Below are 26,813 nucleotides of genomic sequence, written 5' to 3' on the forward strand. Positions count from 1 at the left end.
TTAGTTTGACACAAATAGACTTTTTTATACAAAGAGGAATTGAAAAGCAAAAAGCCGAAATATACAGTATAAGTAATAGAAATGGGGGATAGGAATGGAGTTTTTAAATGGGAAAACAGCTGTTGTAACAGGAGCTGCACAGGGAATTGGAAAAGAGATTGCAAGGGTTTATGCAAAACTAGGGGCGAAAGTATTAATTAGCGATGTAAATGAAGAGAATCTACAAAAAACGACACGTGAGTTATCAGATGAAGGATATGAAGTGTGCTCATATCGATGTGATGTGAGTAATCAAAATGAAGCGAAGTCGTTAATTGAATATGCGGTTCAAAAATTCGGTACATTACATATTTTGGTGAATAACGCCGGAATTACAAGAGATGCAATGTTACATAAAATGGAGAAGTCTGCTTGGGAACAAGTATTACAAGTGAACTTAACTGGTGTTTTTTATTGTATGCAACCAGCGCTTCTTTACATGAGACAACAAGGGTATGGACGCATTATTAATATATCTTCAATTAGTAGAGAAGGAAACATAGGTCAAGCAAATTATGCGGCTACAAAGGCAGGAGTTGTCGGTTTAACGAAAACAGCAGCGAAAGAAGTTGGAAGCTTCGGTATTACTTGTAATGCGATTTGTCCGGGTTTTATGGATACAGATATGACAAAAACGATACCAGATAAAGTGAAAGAAAAGATGGTTGGCGCTATTCCAGTTGGTAGAATTGGAACGCCAGAAGATATTGCGAACGCAGCAGCTTTTTTAGCATCAGAATACGCATCTTATATTACAGGTGAAGTATTAAATGTGAGCGGAGGACTGCAAGTTTAAAGGAATACATAATGAAAAGAACCTGACCGGATAGGTCAGGTTCTTTCTCATTAATTTAAGTTAAGCCAAACGCTCTTTACTTCTGTATAGTTATTTAATGCATAAGATCCCATTTCACGGCCAAGACCAGATTGTTTAAATCCTCCAAATGGAGATGCTGCATCAAACACGTTATAACAGTTTACCCACACTGTACCTGCACGTACTTTACTTGCAACATAGTGTGCTGTTTTAACATTTTCTGTCCACACACCAGCCGCTAAGCCGAATTGTGATTTATTTGCACGTTCAATTACTTCATCAATATCGTTAAATGGTATTGCAGAAATAACTGGACCGAAAATTTCTTCTTTTGCGATCGTCATTTCATCATTTACGTCAGCGAATACTGTAGGAGAAACGAAGTAGCCTTGATCGAATGGATTACTTCCTCCGCAAAGTACTTCAGCGCCTTCTTCAATCCCTTTTTCAATGTAGCCCATTACACGTTTTTGTTGTTCTTCAGAAACGAGAGGACCAATTGTTGTTTCAGGGTTAAGACCGACACCTTGATTTAGTTTTTTAGAATAGAGGACGAGATCAGCCATGACATTATCATACATTTTCTTCGGAACAAATAAGCGTGATCCAGCAGAGCATACTTGTCCTTGGTTAAACATAACACCAGAAAGTGCACCAGGAATCGCGCGAGATAAATCAGCATCCGGCAAGATGATATTTGGTGATTTACCGCCTAACTCAAGTGTAACGCGTTTTAATGATTCGGATGCTTGTCGCATAATTTGTTTACCGACAGGAGTAGAACCGGTAAATGCAATTTTATCAACGAGTGGATGATTAACGAGAGCTTGTCCAGCTGATTCACCGAATCCAGGTACGATATTAATAACACCTTTCGGGAATCCAGCTTCTTCAATTAATTCAGCTAAGTATAAAGCAGATAGTGGAGTTTGTTCTGCAGGTTTTAAAACGATTGTACATCCTGTAGCAAGCGCTGCTCCCATTTTCCACATTGCCATAAGAAGCGGGAAGTTCCAAGGAATAATTTGACCAACGACACCAACAGCTTCATGGCGTGTATAGTTAAAGTAATCACCGGAAACAGGAATTGTTTGACCAACGATTTTCGTAGCCCAGCCAGCGTAATAGCGCATATGCTCAATTGCAAGTGGGATGTCTGCTGCCATTGTTTCACGGATTGGCTTTCCGTTATCTAATGTTTCGAGCTGTGCAAGCTCTTCTTTATGTTCTTCCATTAAATCAGCTAACTTGTACATGAGACGGCTTCGCTCAGCAGTGCTCATACGAGACCAAGGACCTTCGTCAAAAGCCATACGAGCTGCGACTACAGCTTTATGAATATCTTCGCGACCAGCTTCAGAAACGACGGCAAGTGTTTCGCCAGTTGCTGGGTTAGGTGTTTTAAATGTTTTACCGGAAGCGCTTTCAATGAAAGATCCATTCACATATAACTTTTTTGTACCTTGAAGAAACTTCGCTACCTTTTCATGAAGATTTACAGCTAGTTGACTCATTGTATAACCCCCTTGAAAATATAATGTAAACGCAGTACGAGACGGCGCTTATTCCGAAATCAAGGATGTGGAAACTAGATGGAAAGCCTCTAATTAAAATCATAATTAATAAATACTGAAAATTCAAATTTCATTTGTGTTACAATTGTAAAAAATATGTAATGTAAGAGAAGCTTCTATATGATTATAAAAAATCCTGCTTGTTTTTGCTTTCTAGTAGGAAAAACTAGAAGAACAATGGTACAATAATACATCGTGAGAGGAGGGGGAAAAATGAAAGATTATCATGATGATCCACGCTTTCGAATAGCCCATAGAGAAGCGTTAATTGGTCTTGGACTTGCTATTATTAATTTTATAATTTGGTATGGATTTGCTTATGGGCTTGGTAGTAAAAATCCGAATGAATATACATATGTATTAGGTTTTCCCGCATGGTTTTTTTATAGCTGTATCGTTGGATTTATCGTTATGGTTATTTTACTTAGTTTAGTTGTTCGTTTTGTATTTCAAGATATTTCACTCGATGAGGAAGAAAAAAGTGAGGAATAATAGATGAATTGGTATGTAATCATTCCAATGATAATTTCGTTTATCGTTGTATTTTTAATTGGTGTATATGCTTCAAGACGCGTGCAAGCAACTGCTCATAATAAATTTTTGCAAGAATATTTTCTTGGTGGGCGTGAGCTAGGCGGTTTATTATTAGCGATGACAATGATTGCTACGTACGGTAGTGCAAGTAGCTTTATTGGTGGCCCTGGTATTGCTTACAATATGGGTCTTGGATGGGTACTGTTATCTGCGATTCAAGTTGTAACAGGGTATATCGTTTTAACGGTTATCGGTAAAAAGTTTGCAATTATCGCTAGGAAGATGGAAGCAATTACTCTTATCGATTATTTAAAAGGGAGATACAATAATAAAGCAGTTGTTATACTTTCTGCGTTATGTATTATTATCTTTTTATTTTCAGCGACAGTAGCCCAGTGGGTCGGTGGTGGACGATTAATCGAGTCACTAACGGGGCTATCGTATACAACAGCACTATTTTTATTTACTTTTTCTGTACTTGTGTACGTATTAATTGGTGGATTTCGTGCAGTTGCTCTATCAGATACATTATTAGGAATCATTATGTTAGTTGGAACAACAATCATTTTAATTGCTACTGTCATTGCTGGTGGTGGAATTGAAAAGATTATGCAGGAACTTGTTCAAATTAATCCAAAGTTAATTACACCATTCGGAGCAGATGGCAGTTTAACGAAATCATATGTTACATCATTTTGGATTTTAATTGGAATTGGCGTTGTTGGTTTGCCGCAAATTAGCGTGCGTGCCATGTCTTATAAAAATTCAAAAGCGATGCATCAAGCGTTAATAATTGGGACGATTGTTGTAGGTACAATTATGATCGGTATGCATTTAACGGGTGTATTTGCAAGAGTAGTACTTCCAGGTATAACGGTACCAGATAAAGTAATGCCGCTACTTGCGATGGAAGTGTTGCCACCTTGGTTAGCTGGAGTTTTCTTAGCTGCACCGATGGCAGCGATTATGTCTACAGTAAATTCTTTATTATTACTTGTAAGCTCGTCAATTATTAAAGATATATACGTAAATTACATAAATAAAGATGCAGCAGACAGTACGATAAAAAAAGGAAGTTTGTGGATTACTGGTATTGTAGGACTACTCGTTTATGCAGCGGCAATTAAACCACCAGATTTTTTAATATGGCTAAATTTATTTTCTTTCGGTGGATTAGAAGCTGCATTCATTTGGCCAATCGTATTAGGGTTATATTGGAGGAAAGGAAATGCTACAGGAGCGCTTGCGTCTATTTTAGTTGGGGTAGGCTCATATATGTGTATTCATCTTTTCTATCCAAATCCGTTCGGTATACATACAGTTGTCTTCCCGATTTGTTTTGCGTTTATCGCTTACATCATTGGAAGTATGAGTGCTGTAAAAAAAACAGTATAGGTTAGCTGAAGAACGTAGTCCTTATAAGACTGCGTTTTTTTGTGTGAATTTGTTCATTTTTTATTCTGTATATCCACGGTTATTCATAAATTAATAACAACTGAGGGGATGGAGTTGAGGTCGATGAAAAAAGTATTATTTTTAGGAGACCCAGGAATTGATGACTCTTTAGCAATTATGTATGGATTGTTGCATCCTGATATTGATATTGTTGGTGTAGTTACAGGATATGGAAATGTAACGCAAGAAAAGGCGACAAGTAATGCGGCATATTTATTACAGTTAGCAGGTAGGGAAGATATACCTGTTATTAATGGTGCGAAAATCCCTTTATCTGGAGATATTACAACGTATTATCCAGAAATTCATGGGGCGGAAGGCTTAGGACCAATTCGACCACCGAAAAATCTTTCTCCAAATATAAAGCCTTTTTGTGAGTTTTTTGACATTCTTGAAAAATATAAAGGGGAATTAATAATAGTCGATGCTGGTAGATCAACAACATTAGCGACAGCATTTATTTTAGAAAAGCCAATGATGAAGTATGTAAAAGAATATTATATAATGGGGGGTGCTTTCTTAATGCCAGGCAATGTTACACCAGTCGCAGAGGCGAATTTTCATGGTGATCCGATTGCGTCGCAATTAGTCATGCAAAATGCCAAGAATGTGACACTGGTGCCGCTCAATGTTACATCTGAAGCTATTATTACGCCGGAAATGGTAAAGTATATTACGAAACATTCTAAAACAAGTTTTAATAAATTAATTGAACCGATTTTTACGTATTATTATAAAGCTTATAGAAAATTAAATCCGAAAATAAAAGGAAGTCCAGTACATGACGTCGTTACAATGATGGTTGCCGCAAATCCTTCAATATTGGATTATGTGTATCGCCGTGTCGATGTAGATACAGTGGGAATAGCAAAAGGAGAAAGTATTGCAGATTTCCGTCCTCAACCTGATGCAAAAGCATTAAAAAATTGGGTGCGAATTGGTTGGTCATTACATTATAAAAAATTCCTTGAGGATTTTGTGAAAATCATGACGTAGACATAATAGGAGTATACAAGTTAAAATAATGGAGATGGTTATTTAAATAACCATCTCCATTATTTTGTTTTTTAAAGATAGAGAGAAGAGTTACACAATAGGAGAGGAATTTTACTTGAAAAAAACTATAGTATGCGCAGTGGTTGTGGGTATTTTCGTTTTGCTAATATCGGGTAACTTTTTAGTGAAAAAAGTGTGGAGTTCAAATAATGATGATGCACAGTATATTGCATCTTTTATTGAAGAACATAAAGATGAAAAAAATAGTGCGCTTCTAGTAAAGAGAAATGATAAAGTTGTCTATTCTGTAAACCCAAATGTTGTATTGCCAGTTGCTAGTACGATGAAATTAATTGTGGCGCTTGAATATACGAAACAAGTTACTGAAGGGAAAATTGATTCGTCTAGTTTCGTATCGATTAATGATGTGAATCGCTATTATGTACCGAATACAGATGGTGGTGCACAAGATAGATGGCAAAGGTATTTGGAGAAGACGGGCAAGATAACTGAAGGAGCGGTTTCTTTAGAAGAAGTGGCAAAAGGAATGGTTAAGTTTAGTTCGAATGCAAATGCTGAATACTTAATGGAATTGTTAGGATTAGATAACATCAATCGAAATTTACAAAGTTTATCACTTCCTGCACATCAACCACTATTTCCAATCGTTTCATCTTTGTATATTCCGGGATATTTGCATAAAGAATTACATGTTCCAAAATATAAAATAGAGAAAAAGTTAAAAGAAATGTCTCAAGAGCAATATCGTGAATATGCGATGGTTATTCATGAACGCTTAAAGAAGAAGGGACCATTATTACAGAAGGAAATTCCGCTTTATTTAGAGGAACGTTACGACAAAATTTGGTCAGATAGATTACCAGCAGCTTCTGCAAATGATTATATGGTATTACTTCAAAAGGCAAACCATAAAGGTGGCTTGACAGAGGCTGAAGAAAAAGTGTGGGCAAATATCGTTGAAACAGACATGAGTGCCAAAAAATACCGTAAAACATTCAGACATGCTGGGCAAAAGAATGGTTACACACCTTGGACGGTTACAAAAGCAGTTTACGCTATGGATAAACGTGGAAACTGTACGGAGATTGTGTTTTTGGCGAATAATTTAAATGAAGACGATAGTGCAGAAATACGGAAACATTTAGCAAACTTACATTTCCAAGTGTTGCAAAGTGATAAGTATGATGCGACTTTTATTAAATAAACTCGGTGCAGAGAGCACCGAGTTTATTTTTATGTACAAGCACTTTTTTTCTATCTCTGGGTATGATGGGTAGTAATACTTAGGTGAGAGGGGAAAAGGTGATGAAACAGAGTAAAGAAGAGTTTATAAAGAGTGAAGGCGCTGATTTCCCTGGAAAAACATATGTGGATTGTGTATTACAACATGTATTTAATTTTCAACGAAATTACTTATTGAAAGATATGTTTCAAGTGCATAAAGCACATATTGCGATGCTGACGGAAGAAAATTTAATGAAAAAGGAAGAAGCTAAAGTTATATTACACGCATTAAAAAAGGTAGAGGGAATTCCAGAAGAGCAATTGCTCTATACAGAGCAGCATGAAGATCTCTTTTTTTTAGTCGAACATTTAATTTCTCAAGAAGCGAAATGCGATTTTGTAAGTAATATGCATATTGGTAGAAGTAGAAATGATATGGGTGTAACGATGTATCGCATGAGTTTAAGGCGATATGTATTACGATTAATGGAACATCATTTGTTATTGCAAGAAAGTGTACTACAACTTGCTGCTGATTATAAGGAAACAATCATGCCAGCTTATACACATACACAACCGGCACAGCCAACAACATTTGGTCATTATACGTTAGCAATTTATGATACGATGCAAAGAGATTTAGAACGAATGAAAAAAACGTACCAGCTTTTAAATCAGTCTCCAATGGGGGCGGCTGCACTCTCTACAACAGGTTTCCCGATTAAACGAGAACGAGTTGCTCATCTACTTGGATTTGCAAATGTAATTGAGAACTCATATGATGCTGTTGCTGGAGCGGATTATTTATTAGAAGTTAGCTCGCTACTTATGGTAATGATGACGAATACGAGTAGATGGATTCATGACTTTTTGTTGTTAGCAACGAAAGAATATGACGGTATTACTGTTGCAAAGCCATATGTACAAATCAGTAGTATTATGCCGCAAAAACGAAATCCGGTTTCAATTGAGCACGCTCGTGCAATTACGAGTAGTGCTTTAGGAGAAGCATTTACAGTATTTCAAATGATTCATAATACACCATTTGGTGATATTGTCGATACGGAAGATGACTTGCAGCCATATTTATATAAAGGGATTGAAAAGGCAATTCGTGTTTTTTGTATGATGAATGCAGTGATCCGAACGATGAAAGTAGAAGAAGAAACGTTAAAAAGTCGTTCATATAAACATGCAATAACGATAACGGATTTCGCCGATGTTTTAACAAAAAACTATGAAATTCCATTTCGGCACGCTCATCATGCAGCAAGTGCTATTGCAAATATGTCATTGGAACAGAAAAAAGAACTACATGAATTACACTTCAAAGAGGTAAATATGTACTTGCAAGAACATTTTAAAATAAATTTATTAGAAAAAGAGTGGAAAGAAATTATATCGCCAGAAGCTTTTATTCAAAAAAGAAATGTATACGGTGGACCGAGTAAAAAAGAAATGAATCGTATGATTCAAAATCGAAAAGAGTCATTTCGAAAAGAAGAAGATGTATTTGAAAAGGAAAAACAGAGGATTTTACAAACTGAAAATGATTTGAATATATTAGTTTCTAATATTATAGAATTGTAAAAGAAGGATTTAATGAATTAATCGCCAATATTTAATTAAAATATAAATAGAGAGAAGAGATTGTCGATGATTCAATTACATGTATATGAAGAGATTCTTCATTTTAAAGAAGATGTTACACTATTTCTAGAAAAGAATGAGCAGGAAAACAATCTCATATTAGGTGTATTACAAATGGTCCAAGAACCGATATTTATGGGGATAGCGAAACAAGGAGAAGAAATTGCGGTTGTATTTCTACAAACAGAAGAGAAGAAACAAATCATTGTTGCAACTTCTGAAATTTCGGGAGTAGCTATTGAGGAACTTGCAAAAGAGTTAACGAAAGTATACCCGGATATTCCTGGATTGATCGGTAATAAGAAAATTGTACAGAAATTAGCGGAAGAGATTGCGGTATTAGAAAATAAGAAAACGAATATTACAATGGAACAAGGTGTGTATGAGCTCAACAGAGTAAAGAAGAAGTGTAATGCGGATGGACTTTTCCGGGCGGTAAATAATGATGAATTACCGTTAATAGAACAGTGGATATATCAATTTTGTGAAGACGTAAAGCTTCCTAATACGAAAGAAGAAGCAAAACAAACTGCGTATACATTAATAACTACAAATCGACTGTTTGGTTTGGAAGTGGATGGGAAACTCGTTTCTGTAGCTGCAAAAACGAGACCAACTAAAAATAATATAACAGTCAATTTCGTATATACGCCGAAAGAAGCAAGGAAAAAAGGGTATGCATCTCATTGTGTAGCAGCACTTAGTCAACGTATGTTAGATGAAGGCTACCAGACGACTACGTTATATACTGATTTAGCGAATCCGACATCTAATAAAATTTATCAAGAAATTGGTTATGAACAAATTGCGGAATCTGTGATCATATTTTTAGAGAAGTAAAACAAAAAGGCGTGCTATTTTAGCACGCCTTTTTGTTATTCATCAATTCTAATAACCTCGCCTTGAGGGAATTCCTCAGTTTCTAGTAAGTTACGAATAGCTTTCGCAACATATTCAGGTGATAATAGCTTTCCTTCTTCTTTTAATGCAATGAAGCGGTCTAAATTTGTGAAGTCTTCTTTATTTGTTTCACGAATTTGTGCTTGCATATTTGTATCAACAACACCGGGGGCAAAAGCGACGATTTTTACTGGATACTCTTTTTCCACTTCTTCAGTTGCTACGCATTGTGTAAACATATTTACACCAGCTTTCGTCGTACAATAAGCGCCCCATCCGAAATAAGGATTTTTTCCTGCACCAGATGAAATATTTATAACGCGTTTATCTACTTTCCATTCTTTCGTATGTTTCATAAACGTAGATGTAAGAATCATAGGTGCAAGTAAATTAATGTGAACGTTCGTAATGAATTGTTCACTTTCTGCTTTTTCAATCGGCTTCATAGGTGCAACTGTACCTGCATTATTAATTAAATGAATAGAGGATACATTGTCTTCTTTAATGGATGAAATGATTTCTTTAAAGTTAGTTTCTAAGTTATGTACATCTTGAAGATCTAAGGAATGAAAAATGCAATTGCTGTTATATTGCTCTGCAAGTTTAGTAAGTTCTCTATTTTCTCTTCTAGAAATAGAGATGACAGTTGTACTTTCTTCTAACAATTGAGTGGCAATAGCCTCACCTAAACCTTGTGAAGTTCCTGTTATGATAACGTAGCGCATAGTTTTATAAACTCCTCTCGTATGTGCGGAATTTTGTTGGACAACGTACATTGCATAGTTTGTCTACATTTTATAGTATAGAGCACTTTTTACTATAAATGAAATGAGATGATTGTGTGCCTTTTATAAACCGTTTTACAACAACAGTACCTGGTGCCGTCACGTTCACTGGGAACACGTTAGGGCTTAGCCCTACATCACCTGCGCCAGGTAATATTTTTGGTACACTTGCTGTATTTACTACGGTAAATACAGCGCTGCAAGTACCAGGGTTCCCAGCAGGAACGACGGATGAATGGCAATTGAATTCTTCAAGTGCAATTTTAAATCTTCCGGCGGGGAGTAGTGTGCTATATGCAGAGTTAGTTTGGGCTGGTACTTTTCGGACTGATACGGAAGATGTTTTACCATTTTTAAATGATGATATTACATTTACAACACCATCAGGGACGTTTGCTGTTACGCCAGATCCCGCTACCGCGCAGCAAGGTTCAGTAGGAAATCAGTTTTATTATGCTCGCTCTGCTAATGTAACGAATCTTGTTAGTGCAGGTGGGGCAGGCACATATACAACAGGTGCTGTGCCCGCTGCAAGAACTTCAGCTGATCCAACAATCAGTCGTTCAGCTGGCTGGACGCTTGAGGTTGTATATCAAAATGCAAGTTTACCTCTTCGGAATTTGTCAGTTTATGCAGGCCAAGAAATTATTGATGCTTCATCCCCGCCTGTTGATGCTACTATTTCAGGATTTGCTACGCCGGCAACAGGAGCTGTTACAGGAAGAGTGCTCGTAACTGCTCAAGAAGGCGATTCTAACATTGTTGGAGATCAACTTCGCTTTGGACCGAATGCAAATGCTACAGTTGCATTATTCGGACCGAGAAACCCTGCGAATAATTTCTTCCAGTCTCAAATTTGTAATGACATTGGAGAGTTAGATACAACCGGGACATTTGGAGATTTGAATCAGCCGTTAGGGATAGCTTTAGCTGTCCGAAGACAAGGGTGGGATATTACGAATGTAAATGCCTCTGCATCATTAGTAAATAATCAAACGTCAGCAACGGTTCGATTTGTTACAAATGGAGATGGATACGCTGCAGCTGGTTTTGGTGTTCAAATTGATGCAACAGGTCCAATTATTAATCCTGTTAAATCAGTTAATAGAACAATCGCAGGGGTAGGGGATACCCTCACTTATACGATTACGGTCCCAAATACAGGAACAGGAAGTGCAGAAAACGTTGTATTACGTGATAGTATTCCGAACGGAACGACGTTTGTTGCAGGTAGTGTTACGGTAGGGGGAGTAACACAGCCGAATGCAAACCCTGCTAATGGAATTAATTTAGGTACAATCCCAAATAACACGCAAAGAATTGTTACATTTCAAGTTCGAATAACATCATTCCCGAATCCCAATCCTATTTTAAATCGTGCAATGGTGTCATATCAATTTCGTCCTTTCGTTGGTAGTCCTCCTATTACAAGTACGTCTTCTTCAAACACAGTACAAACGACAGTGAATCAAGCAACTATAAGTATGCAGAAATCTGTAGATTTACAGACGGCAACGCTTAATGATGTATTAACGTACACAGTTAATGTCACAAATAATGGAAATGTCACTGCGAGCAATGTTATTTTTGTTGATAGTATCCCTGCTGGAACAACATTTGTCGCAAATAGCGTTACGGTAAATGGAGTAGCACGTCCAGGAGCGAATCCAGCAAGTAGTATTAATCTAGGAAGTATTAATGCTTCGCAAACGACTGTAGTGCGCTTTCAAGTTCGAGTAACATCGAACCCTCTTGTCAATCCAATTCCAAACCGTGCAAGTGCAACATTTACTTTTACCCCAGTGCCTGGTCAACAACCAGTTTCAGGGCAAGCGACAAGTAATACTGTAGTTACGACAATTAATATAGCTGATATAACAACGAGAAAAACAGTGGATAAAGCTTTTGCAACGGTTAACGACGTTCTTACGTACACGGTAACAATTCAAAATACAGGAAATGTACTTGCAACGAACGTTATTTTTCAAGACCCAATCCCAATTGGAACGACTTTTATCGCAAATAGTGTGACTGTGGACGGGGTTTCACAACCTGGGGCAAATCCAGCGAGTGGGTTTACGGTAGCTAATATATCTCCTGGCGGAAGTAGGACTGTTACATTTCAAGTACGAGTAACATCTACGCCGTCAGGAGGTACGATTCCGAATCGCGGAAATGTGTCTGCTAATTTTGTCGTTATTCCAAATCAGCCACCGATAACAATTAATAGACTAACGAATACAGTTGTGACACAAGTTAATACAGGTGGTTTGAATGTAATAAAAGAAGTGAATACAATGCAAGCAGCAGTAGGGGATACTTTAACATACACAATTGCCGTCCAAAATACAGGGAACGTTCCGTTAACAAATGTATTTTTCCAAGACCCTATTTCTTCTGCTGTTTCATTTGTTGCAAATTCTGTAACAATTAATGGAGTACAGCAAAGTGGACTAAATCCGAATACAGGATTTTCTCTTCCGAATATTCCTGCGGCTCAAACAGTTGTAGTCACATTTGACGTGTTAATTGTACAGGATCCAGAAAATGAAGATATTTTAAATCAAGCGAATGTAACAGCAAGCTTTCAAGTGAATCCGAGTGAACCACCAGTGACAATTAATGTTCCGAGTAATGTTGTGAATACGACAGTACAATCAGGAAACTTTGAAGTTGTGAAATCAGTGAATACAGATGTTGCGACGGTAGGAGATGTTTTAGTATATACAATCGAAGTTATAAATGCAGGTAGTGTACCAGCTACAAATGTATTTTTTCAAGATTCAATTCCACAAGGGACATTATTTATTGAAAATAGTGTATTGGTTAATGGTGTTTTACAAGAGGGGGCAGATCCAGGACTTGGATTCCCATTAAATGATTTACCTACTGGCGCCAGTGTTATTGTTACGTTTGAAGTATTAATTGATGAAATTCCCCAAGGAAATAATGTCGTAAATAATGCGAATGTAACTGGAGATTTCCTTGTAAATCCAACAGAGCCACCGATTACTGTAACAGTACCAAGTAATACTGTTATGACGGTCGTGAATTCTTCAGGGTTAAATGTAAGGAAAAGTGTAAGTGCTACTGAAGCCGGTGTAGGAGATACGTTAACGTATACAGTCCGTATACAAAATAGTGGAACGGTGGCAGCGACAAATGTATCATTCCTTGATCCGATTCCAGTTGGAACCACTTTTGTAGCGAATAGTGTAACAATAAACGGGACACCTCAACCAGGTTTAAACCCGACAACTGGATTTCCACTTGCTAATATTCCAGTAGGAGGTATGGTGACGGTCACTTTTCAAGTGACAATCACGAGTATACCACCAAATAGAGTTCTTCCGAATAATGCGAATGTCACTGCTGATTTCCAAGTAAGTCCTCTCCAGCCACCAATTACAATTGTAACGATTAGTAATATTGTTGTGACGCGAGTGAATGTAGGATCACTTAATGTAATGAAGAGTGTAAATACACCACAAGCCGGTGTAGGAGATACGTTAACGTATACGATTCTTATTCAAAATACAGGAACTGTTCCTGCAACGAATATTGTTTTTCAAGATCCAATTCCGTCTGGTACTGCCTTTGTATCAAATAGTGTGACGATAAATGGAGTCGTTCAGCAAGGTGCGGATCCTATGGTAGGTTTCCCAGTACCAAATATTCCGGTCGGGCAAACATCTACGATTACGTTTCAAGTTACAGTGACGAGTATTCCGAGCGGTGGAAATATAAGAAACCAATCGAACGTTACTGCAAGTTTTCTTATAAATCCAGCAAACCCTCCAATAACGACTGTTACAAATAGTAATTTTGTAGTGACGCAAGTAAACACAGCACAGTTAAATATACAAAAATCTTCATCTGTACAACAAGCAGCACTTGGAGAAACTTACACGTATTCTGTTGTCATTCGAAATAACGGTACAGTAACAGCAACGAATGTCTCTTTCCTTGATCCAATTGCTTTAGAAACACCATTTGTAGCAAATAGTGTAACGATAAATGGAACGCCTCAACCTGGATTTGATCCAAATATTGGTTTCCCGCTTCCTAATATTGCAGCTGGAACATCATTGACAGTAACGCTCCAAGTTACGGTAGTTGCACCGTCTACACGTGGAGCAGTATTAAATACAGCATCTGCTACAGCTACTTTCTTATTGAATCCTTTACAACCACCTGTAACAACAACGAATTCAAGTAATACAACGGTAGTTACAATACCGTTACCTCCTCCTGGTGAAGTAACAGCAACAAAAACAGTTGATGTTGCAACTGGGGCTGTCGGGGATGTATTAACGTATACAGTGCTAATAACGAATGTAGGAATTATCCCTGTTACAGATGTACTCTTCCAAGATGTCATTCCAGAAGGGACGACGTTTGTTGACAATAGTGTAACGATAGGTGGAGTGCAGCAACCAGGATTAAATCCAGAAATAGGATTTACAGTTACTCCATTATTAATCGCTGGTGGAAGTATTGAGGTCACATTCCAAGTGACGATTACAGAAATTCCAGATAATGAAGTCATATTAAATGATGCAGATGTTACATTTACTTCACAACCAAATCCGCAGGAACCACCGATTACGGAAACGATATTAACAAATTTAGTCGTTACGACAATTAATATAGCGTTTATTTTTCCATTGAAACTAGTAGATAAAGAAGTAGCGACGGTAGGAGAAATATTAACGTATGATGTATTGATTTTTAATTTCGGAACAGTGCCAGCGACGAATGTTCAATTTATCGATACTACTTCCGCGGGTGTAGCATTTGTACCAGGAAGTGTGAGCATAAACGGGGTACCAGCACCAGGATTAAATCCTTTCATTGGTTTTACAGTTCCAGATATACCTGTCGATGATTTTGTACTTGTCACATATCAGGAAGTGGTTACAAGCATACCAGAAGGTGGAACGATTGTTAATTTTGTAGACGTTACAGCTACATTTGCTGTAAGTGAAACAGAACCGCCTATTACGGAAACAACGACAAGTAATACGACATTAACAGAAATCAATGAATCTGGTTTGAATGTTTTAAAATCAGTAAGTCAGCCGGTTGTTGCAGTAGGCGATACAATCACATATACAACAGTAGTTCAAAATACGGGAACAGTGATAGCGACGAATGTTCAATATAGTGATGTATTACCATCCTCTATAACATTCGTACCAAATAGTGTAACGATAAACGGTGTGTTACAGCCTGGATTAGACCCTAACACTGGCTTCTCACTTCCCGATATAACTCCAGGTGAAAGTGTAGAAGTCACATTCCAAGTAACAGTTGTTAGCGTTCCGTCAAACGGAACAATTGCCAATACGGCAAATGTTACTGGAAGCTTTATTTTAGTACCAGGAGAACCACCAGTTATAGTAAATCAGCCAAGTAATACAACACTCACAACTGTAAATAGAGGACGCTTTAATGTTATTAAACAAGTAAATAGAGCCGCTACTCTAGTTGGAGATGTATTGACGTATACAGTGCAAATAACGAATACAGGAACAGTAACAGCTAACAATGTTCAGTTTATTGATACGATTTCAACAGGTGCGTCATTTTTACCAAATAGTGTAACAATAAATGGAGCCCCGCAACCAAACTTAAATCCGATTACTGGATTTGGAGTTGGAGATATTCCAGTTGGTGAAACAGTTATAGTGACGTTTCAAGCGACAGTTACAAACATACCGTCATCAGGAACAATTACGAACGTTGCAAATATAACAGGAAGCTTTACTTTAGTGTCAGGAGAGCCACCGGTTATAGTAACAGAGCCGAGTAATACGACGATAACTAGAGTGAATAGAGGACGATTCAGCGTTATAAAATCTGTAAATAAAGAAGCGACACGATTAGGAGATACGTTAACGTATAGTGTGCAAGTTACAAATACGGGAACGGTAACAGCGACGAACGTTCAGTTTAGCGATGTTCCATCACCTAGTTTAGAATTCGTTCTTGGAAGTGTACAAATAAATGGGATTCCGCAAGTAGGTTTAGATCCATTTATAGGCTTTGCATTGCCTAATCTTGCAGTAGGGGATAGTGTATTAATTACATTTGAAGTAAATATAATCGCAGTTCCGCCTTCTAGTAGCATTATGAATACAGCAAGAGTAACGGGTGATTTCGAATTGATTCCAGGAGAACCTCCGTCTACAATTACAAATTCAAGTAATACGACAGTCACACCAGTAAATAGAGGCAGTTTAGATATGCAAAAAGAAGTAGATCATTCAATTGTTGGAGTAGGAGAAACAGTAAAGTATACGGTTCGAATATTAAATACTGGTACTGCTGATGCGATGAATATTCAATTTATCGATGTCCTATCTCCGGAAGCTGTTTTTGTACCAAATAGTGTAACTGTAAATGGAGTAGCTCGTCCGGGAGTGAATCCGCAGGTTGGATTTACGATTGTAGACATTCCAGTCGGTGAGACGGCGATTGTAACATATGAAGCTACGATTACGAGCTTTCCAGATGGTGGTACAGTAGTGAACGTTGCTGGGGCGTTAGCAGAATATATTTTAGTACCAGGGGAGCCGCCAGTTACAGTGATGGATACGAGTAATACAGTTATAGTGACGGTAAATACTGCAATCTTATTTGTTGCAAAAGGAGCAAACTTTGAAGTAGCAATGATAGGGGATGTTGTCACTTACGGAATCGCTGTTATAAATGATAGTACAGTTCCTGTGACCAACATTGTGTTAACAGATATCATTGATCCGAATACGCTATTTATAAATGGCACGGTAACGGTAAATGATGTACCTCTTCCATTTGCTAATCCGAATACCGGTATTCCGTTAGGTGATTTTCAGCCAAATGACGCAGCAATTATTAATTTCCAAGTTGTAATAACAGGAGGACAAATAAATAATTTAGTTACAAATACTGCTATAGCAAATGGGCTCGCAACTGTAAATCCGAATGAGCCGCCAGTAGTAGTTGAAGGTGATAGCAATACAGTTGTTATCCCGTTTATTCCTCAAAATGTCTCAACGACAGTCGTAAAAACGGCAAATTTACAGGCAGCAACAATTGGCGATGTTATTACGTTTACGACAGTTATTACAAATACGGGGGATACAGCAATACAAAATATTCGTTTTCAAGATATGTTAGATAGTAGTGTTCAATTTGTCCTTGGAACTGTAACGATTGATAATACGCCAGTGCCAAATGTAAACCCAGTATCAGGTTTTATTATAGGAAATTTAAATCCAGGTGAAGCACGGACAGTTTCGTTCCAAGTAGTAGTGCAGAGCGCGCCAAATGGTTCAGGAAATTATATAAATCAAGCGAGTATTCGTTTCGAACATCAAGTAGGCACAGTATTGCCACCTGTTACACAAATGGTAGAAAGTAACATAGTTGTCATTCCATTTGTTCCAACGATAGAACAAATTTGTGAAACGAATCTTAATTGCTTAAGGAAAATTCCTTTTCAATGTTCTCCGTGTAATCATTTGCAAATAAATAAAAAATAAATACAGAAAGAGCATCCGGAAAAAAGGATGCTCTTTCTGTATTTATCATGTAGATTCTTTTTCGGGTGAGGTGAAAAATTCGTCGATTTTGTCGGAGAGTAGTAATGGAATGGCTCCTTTTATAACAGAAATGTCCCAGTCCCACCATGCGAGATTCTCTAGTTTGTCAATCGTTTCTTGTGGGAAACGATATCGAACAAATTTTGCAGGATTACCAGCCACAATTGCATATGGAGGGACGTCTTTTGTAACAACACTTTTTGCACCAATAATGGCACCGTTACCAATTGTAACACCAGATAAAATGCAGGATTGATAACCAATCCATACATCATTGCCGACTACGATATCACCTTTTGAAGAAGGGTGACCAGTAATATGTGCTCCTTCATCAAAAAGTGCATTAAATGGATAAGTTGTTATCCAGTCTGCGCGATGTTCACCGCCAAGTATGAAAACGACTTCTTCTGCTAATGAACAAAACTTACCTATTTTTAATTTTGTTTCATCGTTCCAAGAAAAAATGGTTGGCCCTACTTTACTATAAGTATAATCACCAATATCATATTTATTATATTCAGGTTTTTGATTTAAATATAACATGCTTCTTCAGCCTCCTTTCTCAATTAAGTGATACGTATGGAATATTATATGCAAGATGTAGTAATGTGAACTGTATTAATAGGTGAAATGAACAAAAGGAAGTGGGATGTATGCGATACGAAATGGGTCTATATAATAAACCGTTTCAGTCAATTCAATCAGGAAAAAAAGTATATGAAGTACGCCTATACGATGAAAAACGTCAACTAATAAACAAAGGCGATGAAATCGTATTTACGAATCTTACGACAAAAGAAATGATGACGGTAAAAGTAACGGAAATAAAGCGATACGAGAGCTTTAAAGCCATGTATGAACAAATCGATAAAAAATTATTGGATTGTGAAAATGATAGTTTAGAGGAAATGTTAGAAAGTACATACAAAATATATACGAAAGAACAAGAAAAAGAGTGGGGAACAGTTGCGATTTGTATTGAGGTAATAAAATGATAAGAAATCGCGGGGCGGCTATCATTGTACAGGAAGGAAAAATCGCTCTTATAAAACGTATTCGAGAAGAGGAAACATATTATGTTTTTCCGGGCGGAGGGATTGAGGAAGGTGAAACGCCTGAAGAAGCAATGAAAAGAGAGGTATACGAAGAATTAGGGGTACATATAAAAGTGGAGCACCTCATTGCAAAGGTAAAATATAAAGGAAATGAATATTATTATGCTGCCTATATTACAGGCGGAGTGTTCGGAAGCGGAACAGCTGAGGAATTTCAGTGGGAAGGTAGAGGAAGTTATATTCCGTTATGGCTACCGATAAACGAGTTGGAAAAAGTGAATATAAAACCTTATGAAGTGGTCGAAAATATATTTAGTCATTATAAAATATAACGTCTGACAACATACAAAAAAAACCATTGACATAGGCTTCTGATTTAAGTATTGTATTCGAGTATGTTTATAATCAGGAGGTTTATATGAGCAATCAAACTACTACACATCATGTGAAAATGACAACAGCGGATCCATCTGGAATTGGTCTATTTGGATTAGCGATGGTAACACTTGTAGCATCATCTCAAAAGTTAGGCTTAACAGATGGCGTTTCACTTGTATTACCATGGGCAATCTTTTTAGGAGGATTCGCACAAATCTTTGCTTGCATTCACGATGCAAAGCATAACAATACATTCGGTACAACAGCATTCGGTGCGTACGGTCTATTTTGGCTAGGTGTTGGAATGACTTGGTTAATTCAACTTGGAGTATTTGGCGAAAAATTAGCACAAGCTGCAGATTCAAAACAGCTTGGTGTAGCCTTTATCGGATATTTGATTTTCACAATCTTTATGACAATTGGTGCAATGGAAACACATAAAGTATTATTTATGATCTTCGTCCTTATTGATTTCTTATTTATCGGTCTTTCATTAAGTACTTTAGGTGTTATGCCGCATGCAATGCATAATTTAGCAGCATATTCTGAACTTCTTATTTCATTATTATCTTTCTATGGTTCAGCAGCAGCAGTGTTAAACACACACTTTGGAAAAGTTGTTTTACCAGTTGGAAAGCCGTTTGGTATTTTTAAAAAGTAATAAAAAAGCACAGATGATTGTATAGTCATCTGTGCTTTTTTATTTATTCCGCTCTTTGTGGGCTGTCTGAAAAAGCTTGATTGGTGAGGACTCATTAAACTTTCACTTTATTTGAAATAAGTAATGTGAAATGTAAATAAAAGTAGAAAAAAATAATTGAAATTGATTCTCATTATTAATATAATGAGAATGAGAATCATTTATTGTTAGAGGGGGATGCCAAAGTGGCAAAGATTTTAATAGCTTATGCAAGTATGTCAGGAAATACAGAGAGTATTGCTGATTTAATTAAAGTTAGTTTAGATGCTTTTGATCATGAAGTAGTATTGCAAGAAATGGAAGGCATGGATGCTGAAGAATTATTAGCTTATGATGGAATCATTTTAGGATCTTATACGTGGGGCGATGGTGAATTACCATTTGAAGCGGAAGATTTTCATGATGACTTAGAAAATATAGATTTAGCTGGGAAAAAGGTAGCGGTATTCGGATCGGGTGATACGGCGTATGAACTGTTTTGTGAAGCGGTAACGATATTTGAAGAACGTCTTGTGGAACGCGGTGCAGAGCTTGTACAAGAAGGGCTGAAAATTGAATTAGCTCCAGAAGATGAAGAGGATGTTGAAAAATGCAGTAATTTTGCAATTGCATTTGCTGAGAAGTTCTAAGAATGGGAGTGTCAACGTGGAGACAATGTTAAGTGCAACTGCTATTACAAAGTTAAGAGATGGAAAACTGTTGTTAGCTACTACATATAATGGCTTATTTGTTGAACAAGACGGAGAATGGAAACGAATTTTAAATGGTTTTCAAAAACGAATTAGGGATTTACATAGCGAAGATAATGTAGTTTATGGTGTAGGTGACGAAGGGATTTTTATTCGTAGTATGAATGGTGGAGAGAATTGGACAATTCAGCGTTTTCCAACAAAAGCAACGAGTTGGAATGTATGTAGCAATGTACAAGGAACTGTTGTTGCTCATGGAGAAAAAATGCTGTATCTTTCTAATAATTTCGGTTCGACATGGGAAACTATTCATCCGTTTCTTGAGTATGGCAGTGCGGCACCGTCTATTCGATCGTTATTTTTATATAAACATTACTTATTTATTGGTACGAAAATTCATGCTAAATATGGTGGTGTTTGGCTCTTTGATTTGAAGACACGTAAATTAAAGAGGATTAAAATTGCGATGAATCAAATGATCTCTGCGTTGACTTTACACAATTCTTATTTAGTAGCGGCAAGTGGATCGTGCAAGGGAGTTAGCGGGAATATTTCTTATTGTAAAATAGATGAAAGTATTGCAAGTGAAAAAATATATTGGCACACATGTCAAAGTGAGCAGAAAGCAAGTAGTTATTTAGACTTAAGTGTAGATCAACATATTTTATATACAACTTCAACGCAAAATAAGGCGGGTATTAGTAGTGTGTGCCGTGTGCTTCTTGAAGAAGGTATTGTTACAGTATGTGATTCGGTTAAAGGGCACGGATGGCGCATTGTTAATCAAAAAGATGGCTATGTAGTAGCCGGATCAGGTGAATTAAAAGCAATGCAGTGGGAACAAAAAATAATTTAAGAAAAAAACTTTACTTTTATTATATTGATATGATATAGTATATTTAAACCATTTTACTTTTAATAATATAGAGATTTAAATGAGCTGTAACTTCCGAGGAGGATAGCAATGTTAAATCTCCTCAGGGGTTGCAGTTTTTTAATATCTGGCTTATTATTGTAAGGTGGTTGAAAATGAATATGTACATATAGGTACATTGTAGGAGGATTTTTTTCATGCAAAACGGTAAAGTAAAATGGTTTAACTCAGAAAAAGGTTTCGGTTTCATCGAAGTTGAAGGCGGAGAAGACGTATTCGTTCATTTCTCAGCTATCCAAGGCGAAGGCTTCAAAACTTTAGAAGAAGGTCAAGAAGTTACTTTCGAAGTAGAACAAGGTAACCGTGGACCTCAAGCTACTAACGTAAACAAGAAGTAATTTTTGAAAAAAGAAGGGCTCGCCCTTCTTTTTTTTTGCATTTTTATAGATGTCCTCCTACTTACATATCATAACGAGACTGAATTTTCATTTATTTATTCGGAGTATTTTTGTATAAAGTACATGAATAAATAAATACTGAAAATAAAGTGTTTGTGTGAAAAGGAATTTAGAAAGAGGTAAATAAATTGAAAAACGCTACACATTTTATTGTGTTTGATATTGAGAGGAATTTCAGACCGTATAAATCAGAAGATCCGTCAGAAATAGTTGATATCGGAGCTGTAAAAATAGAAATAGGTACAATGAAGATAATTGAAGAATTTTCGGAGTTAGTAAAACCAAGTGCACGATTAACTCGTCATACAACAAAATTAACCGGTATTACGAAAAAAGATTTAATGGGTGTAGAAAAATTCCCTCAAATTATAGAGAAATTTATTCAGTTCATCGGCGAAGGTTCTATATTTGTTTCATGGGGAAAAGAAGATTATCGCTTTCTATCTCATGATTGTACATTATATGGTGTTGAATGCCCAAGTATAGAAAAAGAAAATAGAATTGATTTGCAAAAATTTGTTTTCCAAGCATATGAGGAATTGTTTGAACATACGCCAAGTTTACAATTTGCGGTAGAACAGCTCGCTTTAACGTGGGAAGGAAAACAGCACCGTGCTTTAGCAGATGCTGAAAATACAGCAAATATACTTCTTAAAGTGTATAGCGAGAGAGATATTAATAAGCGATACAAAAGACATGGTGAACTTGAACTTGTAAAAAACGGAAAACTAACAGAAAAAGCGAAAAAAAAGATGCGAAAATGGGTGTTTAAAGAACTAAAGAAAAATACAGAACGCCCTTTTGAATGGAGTACATTTGAAAGTGGTGACACGTGGGAAAGTATAACGGAAAGATATTATATAAGTGAAAATACAGTAGAACTCCTGAAAAAACATTTTCGTACAGCAGTGAGAAAAGCGGAACGGCAGATTAGGTATTTGGCTGAGGTGGAGGAGAATACAGAGGTTAAATGAATTGCTCCTCCATCTCTAACTACATACATGTAATAACAGCGTATTGATATTAAATAGGCATCAACTTGTTGTTGTGATTGTGCATTATAATTGCTTTGGGAGTGTTAAGACGTAATAAGAGTTTTAAACTGTATTAATAAAATAAAAATATATATAAAGAAAAGAGTGTAGTTTAATGGAAACAATCTTTAACATTTAAACTGTTTTAGTTTTTTGGATAATATTTACTACACAATTAGCATTAACTACACTTTCTTTCATAGTAAAGAAGAATTGGAAAAAACTTAATATCTCTTTAAGTTGTGGTGTATTAAAGTTTAAAATAGAAGAGTAAGATTGAGTTTTGTATAAGGGAGGTATGATAGTGGTAGACTTGGATATTAAAGATGTCACAGTAAAGATGGAATTAAACGGTGTCTTTTGGAATGAGGATCGGATTGCTGAAATGAAGGTGACTACAAAAGAAGAGCATTCTGTTATTCTTCGTCTAGTAGTTGATTTAGAAAGTAAAACTATTAGGGCGACGAGTGCGGAAATAGTGAATGGATTCTGCCCTCTGTGCAAACAGAAAAAGGACGAATGTAGTGAACTTAATGACTTGCAAAACAAAATGGAAATTTTAGAAGAAGCCTACGATTGGGTGAGAGAACATCCGGAATATCGTTTTCAATTATCTTTTTACGAGTATAATAAATTTGAGGTAGTAAAGTGAAATTTGTATTTTAACAACTTATAGAAGGACTTGGTCAACTAGAAATATTGAAGTAGATATTTCTAATAGAAATAAGCTTGTATAACAAGGAAGGGATATATTTGATTCTGCAACAAATGTCATCTTGCATCAAAAAAATTTGAAAATAAGCATGTTTTATTATAAAGCAGAAAAATCGATTCTTAGTAGAATCGATTTTTAATATAAATAAAAGAGCGCTTATTAAAAGCGCCCAGTAACAACAGTTATATGGAAGTATTTATCCCGTAAAAGCCCGATTGGTGAGGGCTAATAATTAGTGGGGATGAACAAAACCCCACTGATTAAAGTTTCACTTTATTCAATACCGCTCGGATCAAACGAATACTGCTGCTTATTCTCAATCCGCTCAATCACATCTTGCAGCTCATCCGGCTTCAGAAACTCAATAGGAGAGAAGCCTTTTTCAAATGTAAGTGTGTCTGCTTCAATCATAAGTACGTATCGATCATTTACCTTCGCAATATGTATTTGATCCCCGAAATCCGCAAGCAACGCCTTCACAGAGATATGATCGGCTTTTAGTTTTAATTCCACTTCAGGAGCATGCTCGACGATTTGAGCGGTTGCTTCCATTACTTCTTCGGTTGAAAATTGTTCCATAATTTCGCGTTTCGGACTGGCAGCCCATACTTCCATCGCTTGGTCGAATTGTTCGCGTTCTTCCGTACCTTCTTCAAATACATCTTCAATTTGGTCGTATACCATGTCCATTACTTGTGTTTTCATAATTTCAGGCATAGAGCGTTCATATTCGACGAATTTTAAGAAGTCTTCAAAGTAGCGGGCATGTGATGCTTGATGTATTTTTAGTTCGCCTACTTCAGCCATCCCTTCTTCAGGCATGTACGGATATTGGACAGATTTCATATTCTTTGTTGTGATGGCCATTTCAACGTTACGAATCAGTGTTGATTCATCAGAAATAGAAGCAACCTTTGGTTCGAAGTCGCATTTCATTACGAATACAAATGGATCATCAAAGTATTTGCGTAGTTTTGCCTGAGCAATTAAAAATACACCACCACGTACAGCGCTTGTGTCAAGATATGTATAAACGAGAGGTTCGCTCATATCTTTAAAGTTTTCTTTTGTTTCTGCAAAGCGAATACGATTAAAAAGGTTGTAATGAGGGTTTGAATCAAGTTCGTGCCCTTCTTCTACAATAAAGCGACCAATTTTTGTTGGGGCTTGTTCTGTTTTTGCATGACGTTCTACTTTTCGCTTCGATATTTTTAATAACTCACCATTCAAAAATTCTTTTAAGGAACTATCTTCATATTCTTCAGCGTCTAAAGTTTGAAAATGTTTGTAGCGTTTATCAACTGCTTCACCTTTTCCTTCTACTTGTACAACATAAAAGGAAAGATAATTTATTTCAAAATCCATATTTATCACCTTGTTTCATTTCATTAACTCTTATCAGTATAGAGATGGAAAAAACTTTCGTCAATTTATATAAGGAAGGGGGAGCCCCTTCCTTATATAATTTTTATTTTTTCAATTAAAATCCGTCTTCTAATGCTGCGAATGGAATGTTTAGTCTGTTTTCTACTGTGCGTAAACGTTGGTTTAAGCGGTTGAGTCTACGTGTATGGCGCTCAACTGTATTTTCTAGTTGACGTACTCTTTGTTCAAGCTCATTTACGCGTCTTTCTAATTGACGATTTCCAGTGCCAGGAAAAGAGATTGGAAGTTGGAATTGTCTATTTTGGTCGTATGGATTCGTGTGCTCTGCTTGATCTATATAAGATTGATATTGTGTTTGTAAGTCATACTGTGGTTGTTGGTACGCATATTGATTATATGGATCATATGGATTGTAGGGATACATAATAACATCCTCCATTTCTTTAAAATAGGTTGAATACACCATAATGTATGTGCAAAAGCGGAGCGGTGGCACGGCAAATACCTATTTATGTTGACGGGATTTCTCTTTATCCCGCTATTTGCTGGGCAATAAGACCCCCACTGATTACAGTTTCACTTTATAAAAAATAGCTTGAGGGTTTTTGATTTGTATTTCTTTTGTATGATGGTATATACTGGATAAAAGGGAGAGTTTACATAAAAGTTACAATTCTATCAAACTCAAACTTTTATGTAAATATGTATAGACATTTATAAAAGAAAAGAGTAATTTATATAGAGTGAAAAATAACTTGTAACATTTTATAAACATATTGTAAAATGATTGTAACAAAACATACATAAAAATGAAATAAATACATAATAGTGATGTTGGGGAAAGGGAGAGAGTATATTGTTCCGTAAAGTAAAGGGTATATTAGTTGGGGTGTTATGTGTAGCTATAATGAGTGGCTGTGGTGCAAAAGTAAGTGATGTTGCATTTGTAAGTGATATTGGTGGGCACACTGTAGAGGCTAAAGCAGAAGTACAGGATACTATTAGTTTAGTTGATGGTCGAACTGGTACTGAAGTGAAAAAATTAGATTTATCTAGTTTAGGCTATTTTGAAGATGAAGCGAAATTTAAAAAGTCTGTCACAAAGGTTGTTGGTGAGGTTGGAAAAAGCGTCGACAAAAAAATGGTTCCTTCACGTATAGCACCTGATGGAAGTTGGCAAGAAGGAAAACCTTCTTATGAATTAATGGAAAAAGAATTAGTAGATAAATTGTTAAACGTTGGTATGTGGGATGCTACGTATCAGTTGCCGATCGTGGAGAAAAAACCAGTCGCAACATTAAGTGATGCGCAAGGAAATGGTACGGTAATTGGTAGATATGAAACGAACTTAGGTGGTTCAACAGGTGGCCGTATTGAGAATATTCGTTTGTCAGCAGCGAGCATAAACGGAGTTGTGTTAGCAAAAGGAGACCGTTTCTCTTTTAATTCATTAATCGGTGATACAACACCAGATAAAGGATATCAATTAGGGAAAGAAATAGTTGATGGTAAATTAGTAGATGGATATGGCGGTGGTGTTTGTCAAACATCTTCAACTTTATACAATGCAGCAGATCAAGCTGGCCTGAAAATGGTGGAGAGAACTACACATTCTAAAACGGTAGGTTATGTTCCACAAGGAAGAGATGCTACAATTGCATATCCATATTTAGATTTAGTATTTGAAAATACGAATGATGCACCTGTGAAGCTTTATATGGGCATTCAGGGTGGAAAGCTAGTTGCTGAAGTACATAAAATGAGATAAGAGTTATAAAGCCACCTTTTCTGAAATTTAGAAAAGGTGGCTTTTTTATTATGAAAATAAAAATGTATGTAAATTCTGACTTTTCTTATTTACATAGGATGATTTTAGTTGTATCCTTCATAGTAACGGTTATATGTAATGGAAAAATATAGGGATAAGGAGATGGAGTTAT

The 26,813-nt window shown here is 36.5% G+C and carries 22 protein-coding genes; 17 read left to right on the forward strand and 5 right to left on the reverse strand.

All coding sequences use genetic code 11. The features are described from left to right. The first annotated feature begins 94 nt into the window (after positions 1-94). Complete coding sequence (gene fabG, locus D1166_RS14385; protein ID WP_000395038.1) at positions 95-835, forward strand: 3-oxoacyl-ACP reductase FabG; 741 nt, start codon at positions 95-97, stop codon at positions 833-835. 50 nt (positions 836-885) lie between these two features. On the opposite strand, the gene dhaS is transcribed toward fabG, so the two are convergent. After that, complete coding sequence (gene dhaS, locus D1166_RS14390) at positions 886-2,370, reverse strand: aldehyde dehydrogenase DhaS (RefSeq protein WP_000080265.1); 1,485 nt, start codon at positions 2,368-2,370, stop codon at positions 886-888. Between the two features lie 273 nt (positions 2,371-2,643). Between dhaS and D1166_RS14395 the strand changes: the two genes are divergently transcribed. The 6 genes from D1166_RS14395 (at position 2,644) to D1166_RS14420 (ending at position 9,150) form a co-directional block, all read left to right on the forward strand. Then, positions 2,644-2,922, forward strand: a complete 279-nt coding sequence (locus D1166_RS14395; protein WP_000656239.1) for a YhdT family protein — start codon at positions 2,644-2,646, stop codon at positions 2,920-2,922. Positions 2,923-2,925: 3 nt separating this feature from the next. After that, positions 2,926-4,359 (forward strand): sodium/pantothenate symporter, encoded by a 1,434-nt coding sequence (panF, locus tag D1166_RS14400; protein ID WP_001104815.1) that lies wholly within the window; start codon positions 2,926-2,928, stop codon positions 4,357-4,359. 108 nt (positions 4,360-4,467) lie between these two features. Then, a complete protein-coding gene (locus D1166_RS14405) occupies positions 4,468-5,415 on the forward strand; it encodes a nucleoside hydrolase (RefSeq protein ID WP_080451403.1) in 948 nt (315 codons plus the stop codon). Between the two features lie 115 nt (positions 5,416-5,530). Continuing rightward, the gene (locus D1166_RS14410) at positions 5,531-6,640 is read left to right on the forward strand and encodes a serine hydrolase (protein ID WP_000751377.1); all 1,110 of its coding nucleotides are present in this window, start codon (positions 5,531-5,533) and stop codon (positions 6,638-6,640) included. Positions 6,641-6,741: 101 nt separating this feature from the next. Then, a complete protein-coding gene (gene argH, locus D1166_RS14415; protein ID WP_000813991.1) occupies positions 6,742-8,250 on the forward strand; it encodes an argininosuccinate lyase in 1,509 nt (502 codons plus the stop codon). A gap of 66 nt (positions 8,251-8,316) precedes the next feature. Continuing rightward, on the forward strand, positions 8,317-9,150 hold the full coding sequence (locus D1166_RS14420) for a GNAT family N-acetyltransferase (RefSeq protein WP_000615387.1): 834 nt from the start codon (positions 8,317-8,319) through the stop codon (positions 9,148-9,150). Positions 9,151-9,185: 35 nt separating this feature from the next. Here the strand turns inward: D1166_RS14420 and D1166_RS14425 are convergent, their stop codons facing one another. Next, entirely contained in the window at positions 9,186-9,935 is a 750-nt protein-coding gene (locus D1166_RS14425) for a (S)-benzoin forming benzil reductase (protein WP_001271050.1), read from the reverse strand. 116 nt (positions 9,936-10,051) lie between these two features. On the opposite strand from D1166_RS14425, the gene D1166_RS14430 reads away from it, so the two are divergent. Further along, positions 10,052-17,524, forward strand: coding sequence for a DUF7507 domain-containing protein (locus D1166_RS14430; protein ID WP_047386596.1), 7,473 nt, complete (start codon positions 10,052-10,054; stop codon positions 17,522-17,524). Between the two features lie 45 nt (positions 17,525-17,569). On the opposite strand, the gene D1166_RS14435 is transcribed toward D1166_RS14430, so the two are convergent. After that, positions 17,570-18,127: a CatB-related O-acetyltransferase gene (locus D1166_RS14435; RefSeq protein ID WP_000966304.1), complete on the reverse strand. Its 558-nt coding sequence runs from the start codon at positions 18,125-18,127 to the stop codon at positions 17,570-17,572. 110 nt (positions 18,128-18,237) lie between these two features. Between D1166_RS14435 and D1166_RS14440 the strand changes: the two genes are divergently transcribed. From D1166_RS14440 to D1166_RS14475, 8 genes are all read left to right on the forward strand, one after another. Beyond that, positions 18,238-18,579: an ASCH domain-containing protein gene (locus D1166_RS14440; protein ID WP_001268347.1), complete on the forward strand. Its 342-nt coding sequence runs from the start codon at positions 18,238-18,240 to the stop codon at positions 18,577-18,579. Next, entirely contained in the window at positions 18,576-18,971 is a 396-nt protein-coding gene (locus tag D1166_RS14445) for an NUDIX hydrolase (protein WP_000620827.1), read from the forward strand. Before D1166_RS14440 ends, D1166_RS14445 begins: the two co-directional genes overlap by 4 nt. Positions 18,972-19,057: 86 nt before the next feature. Then, positions 19,058-19,678, forward strand: coding sequence for an acetate uptake transporter (locus tag D1166_RS14450; protein ID WP_000070938.1), 621 nt, complete (start codon positions 19,058-19,060; stop codon positions 19,676-19,678). 224 nt (positions 19,679-19,902) lie between these two features. Next, complete coding sequence (locus D1166_RS14455; protein WP_001062752.1) at positions 19,903-20,346, forward strand: flavodoxin; 444 nt, start codon at positions 19,903-19,905, stop codon at positions 20,344-20,346. Between the two features lie 16 nt (positions 20,347-20,362). Next, the gene (locus tag D1166_RS14460) at positions 20,363-21,262 is read left to right on the forward strand and encodes a WD40/YVTN/BNR-like repeat-containing protein (RefSeq protein ID WP_000449493.1); all 900 of its coding nucleotides are present in this window, start codon (positions 20,363-20,365) and stop codon (positions 21,260-21,262) included. Between the two features lie 215 nt (positions 21,263-21,477). Beyond that, positions 21,478-21,678, forward strand: coding sequence for a cold shock-like protein CspB (gene cspB, locus D1166_RS14465; RefSeq protein ID WP_001179150.1), 201 nt, complete (start codon positions 21,478-21,480; stop codon positions 21,676-21,678). Positions 21,679-21,866: 188 nt separating this feature from the next. Beyond that, positions 21,867-22,712: an exonuclease gene (locus D1166_RS14470; protein WP_000786418.1), complete on the forward strand. Its 846-nt coding sequence runs from the start codon at positions 21,867-21,869 to the stop codon at positions 22,710-22,712. Between the two features lie 364 nt (positions 22,713-23,076). Then, on the forward strand, positions 23,077-23,424 hold the full coding sequence (locus D1166_RS14475) for a hypothetical protein (RefSeq protein ID WP_000227982.1): 348 nt from the start codon (positions 23,077-23,079) through the stop codon (positions 23,422-23,424). A gap of 336 nt (positions 23,425-23,760) precedes the next feature. Here the strand turns inward: D1166_RS14475 and D1166_RS14480 are convergent, their stop codons facing one another. Together D1166_RS14480 and D1166_RS14485 are read right to left on the reverse strand one after the other, a co-directional pair. Beyond that, on the reverse strand, positions 23,761-24,852 hold the full coding sequence (locus tag D1166_RS14480) for a DUF3900 domain-containing protein (protein ID WP_097855722.1): 1,092 nt from the start codon (positions 24,850-24,852) through the stop codon (positions 23,761-23,763). A gap of 115 nt (positions 24,853-24,967) precedes the next feature. Continuing rightward, complete coding sequence (locus D1166_RS14485; RefSeq protein WP_000283715.1) at positions 24,968-25,297, reverse strand: hypothetical protein; 330 nt, start codon at positions 25,295-25,297, stop codon at positions 24,968-24,970. Between the two features lie 432 nt (positions 25,298-25,729). Here D1166_RS14485 and D1166_RS14490 point away from each other — a divergent pair, with 432 nt between their 5' ends. After that, positions 25,730-26,641, forward strand: coding sequence for a VanW family protein (locus D1166_RS14490; RefSeq protein WP_000488969.1), 912 nt, complete (start codon positions 25,730-25,732; stop codon positions 26,639-26,641). Positions 26,642-26,813 lie beyond the last annotated feature (172 nt).

The sequence above is a fragment of the Bacillus sp. ISO11 genome, from assembly GCF_003458115.1.
GTDB lineage: Bacteria > Bacillota > Bacilli > Bacillales > Bacillaceae_G > Bacillus_A > Bacillus_A cereus.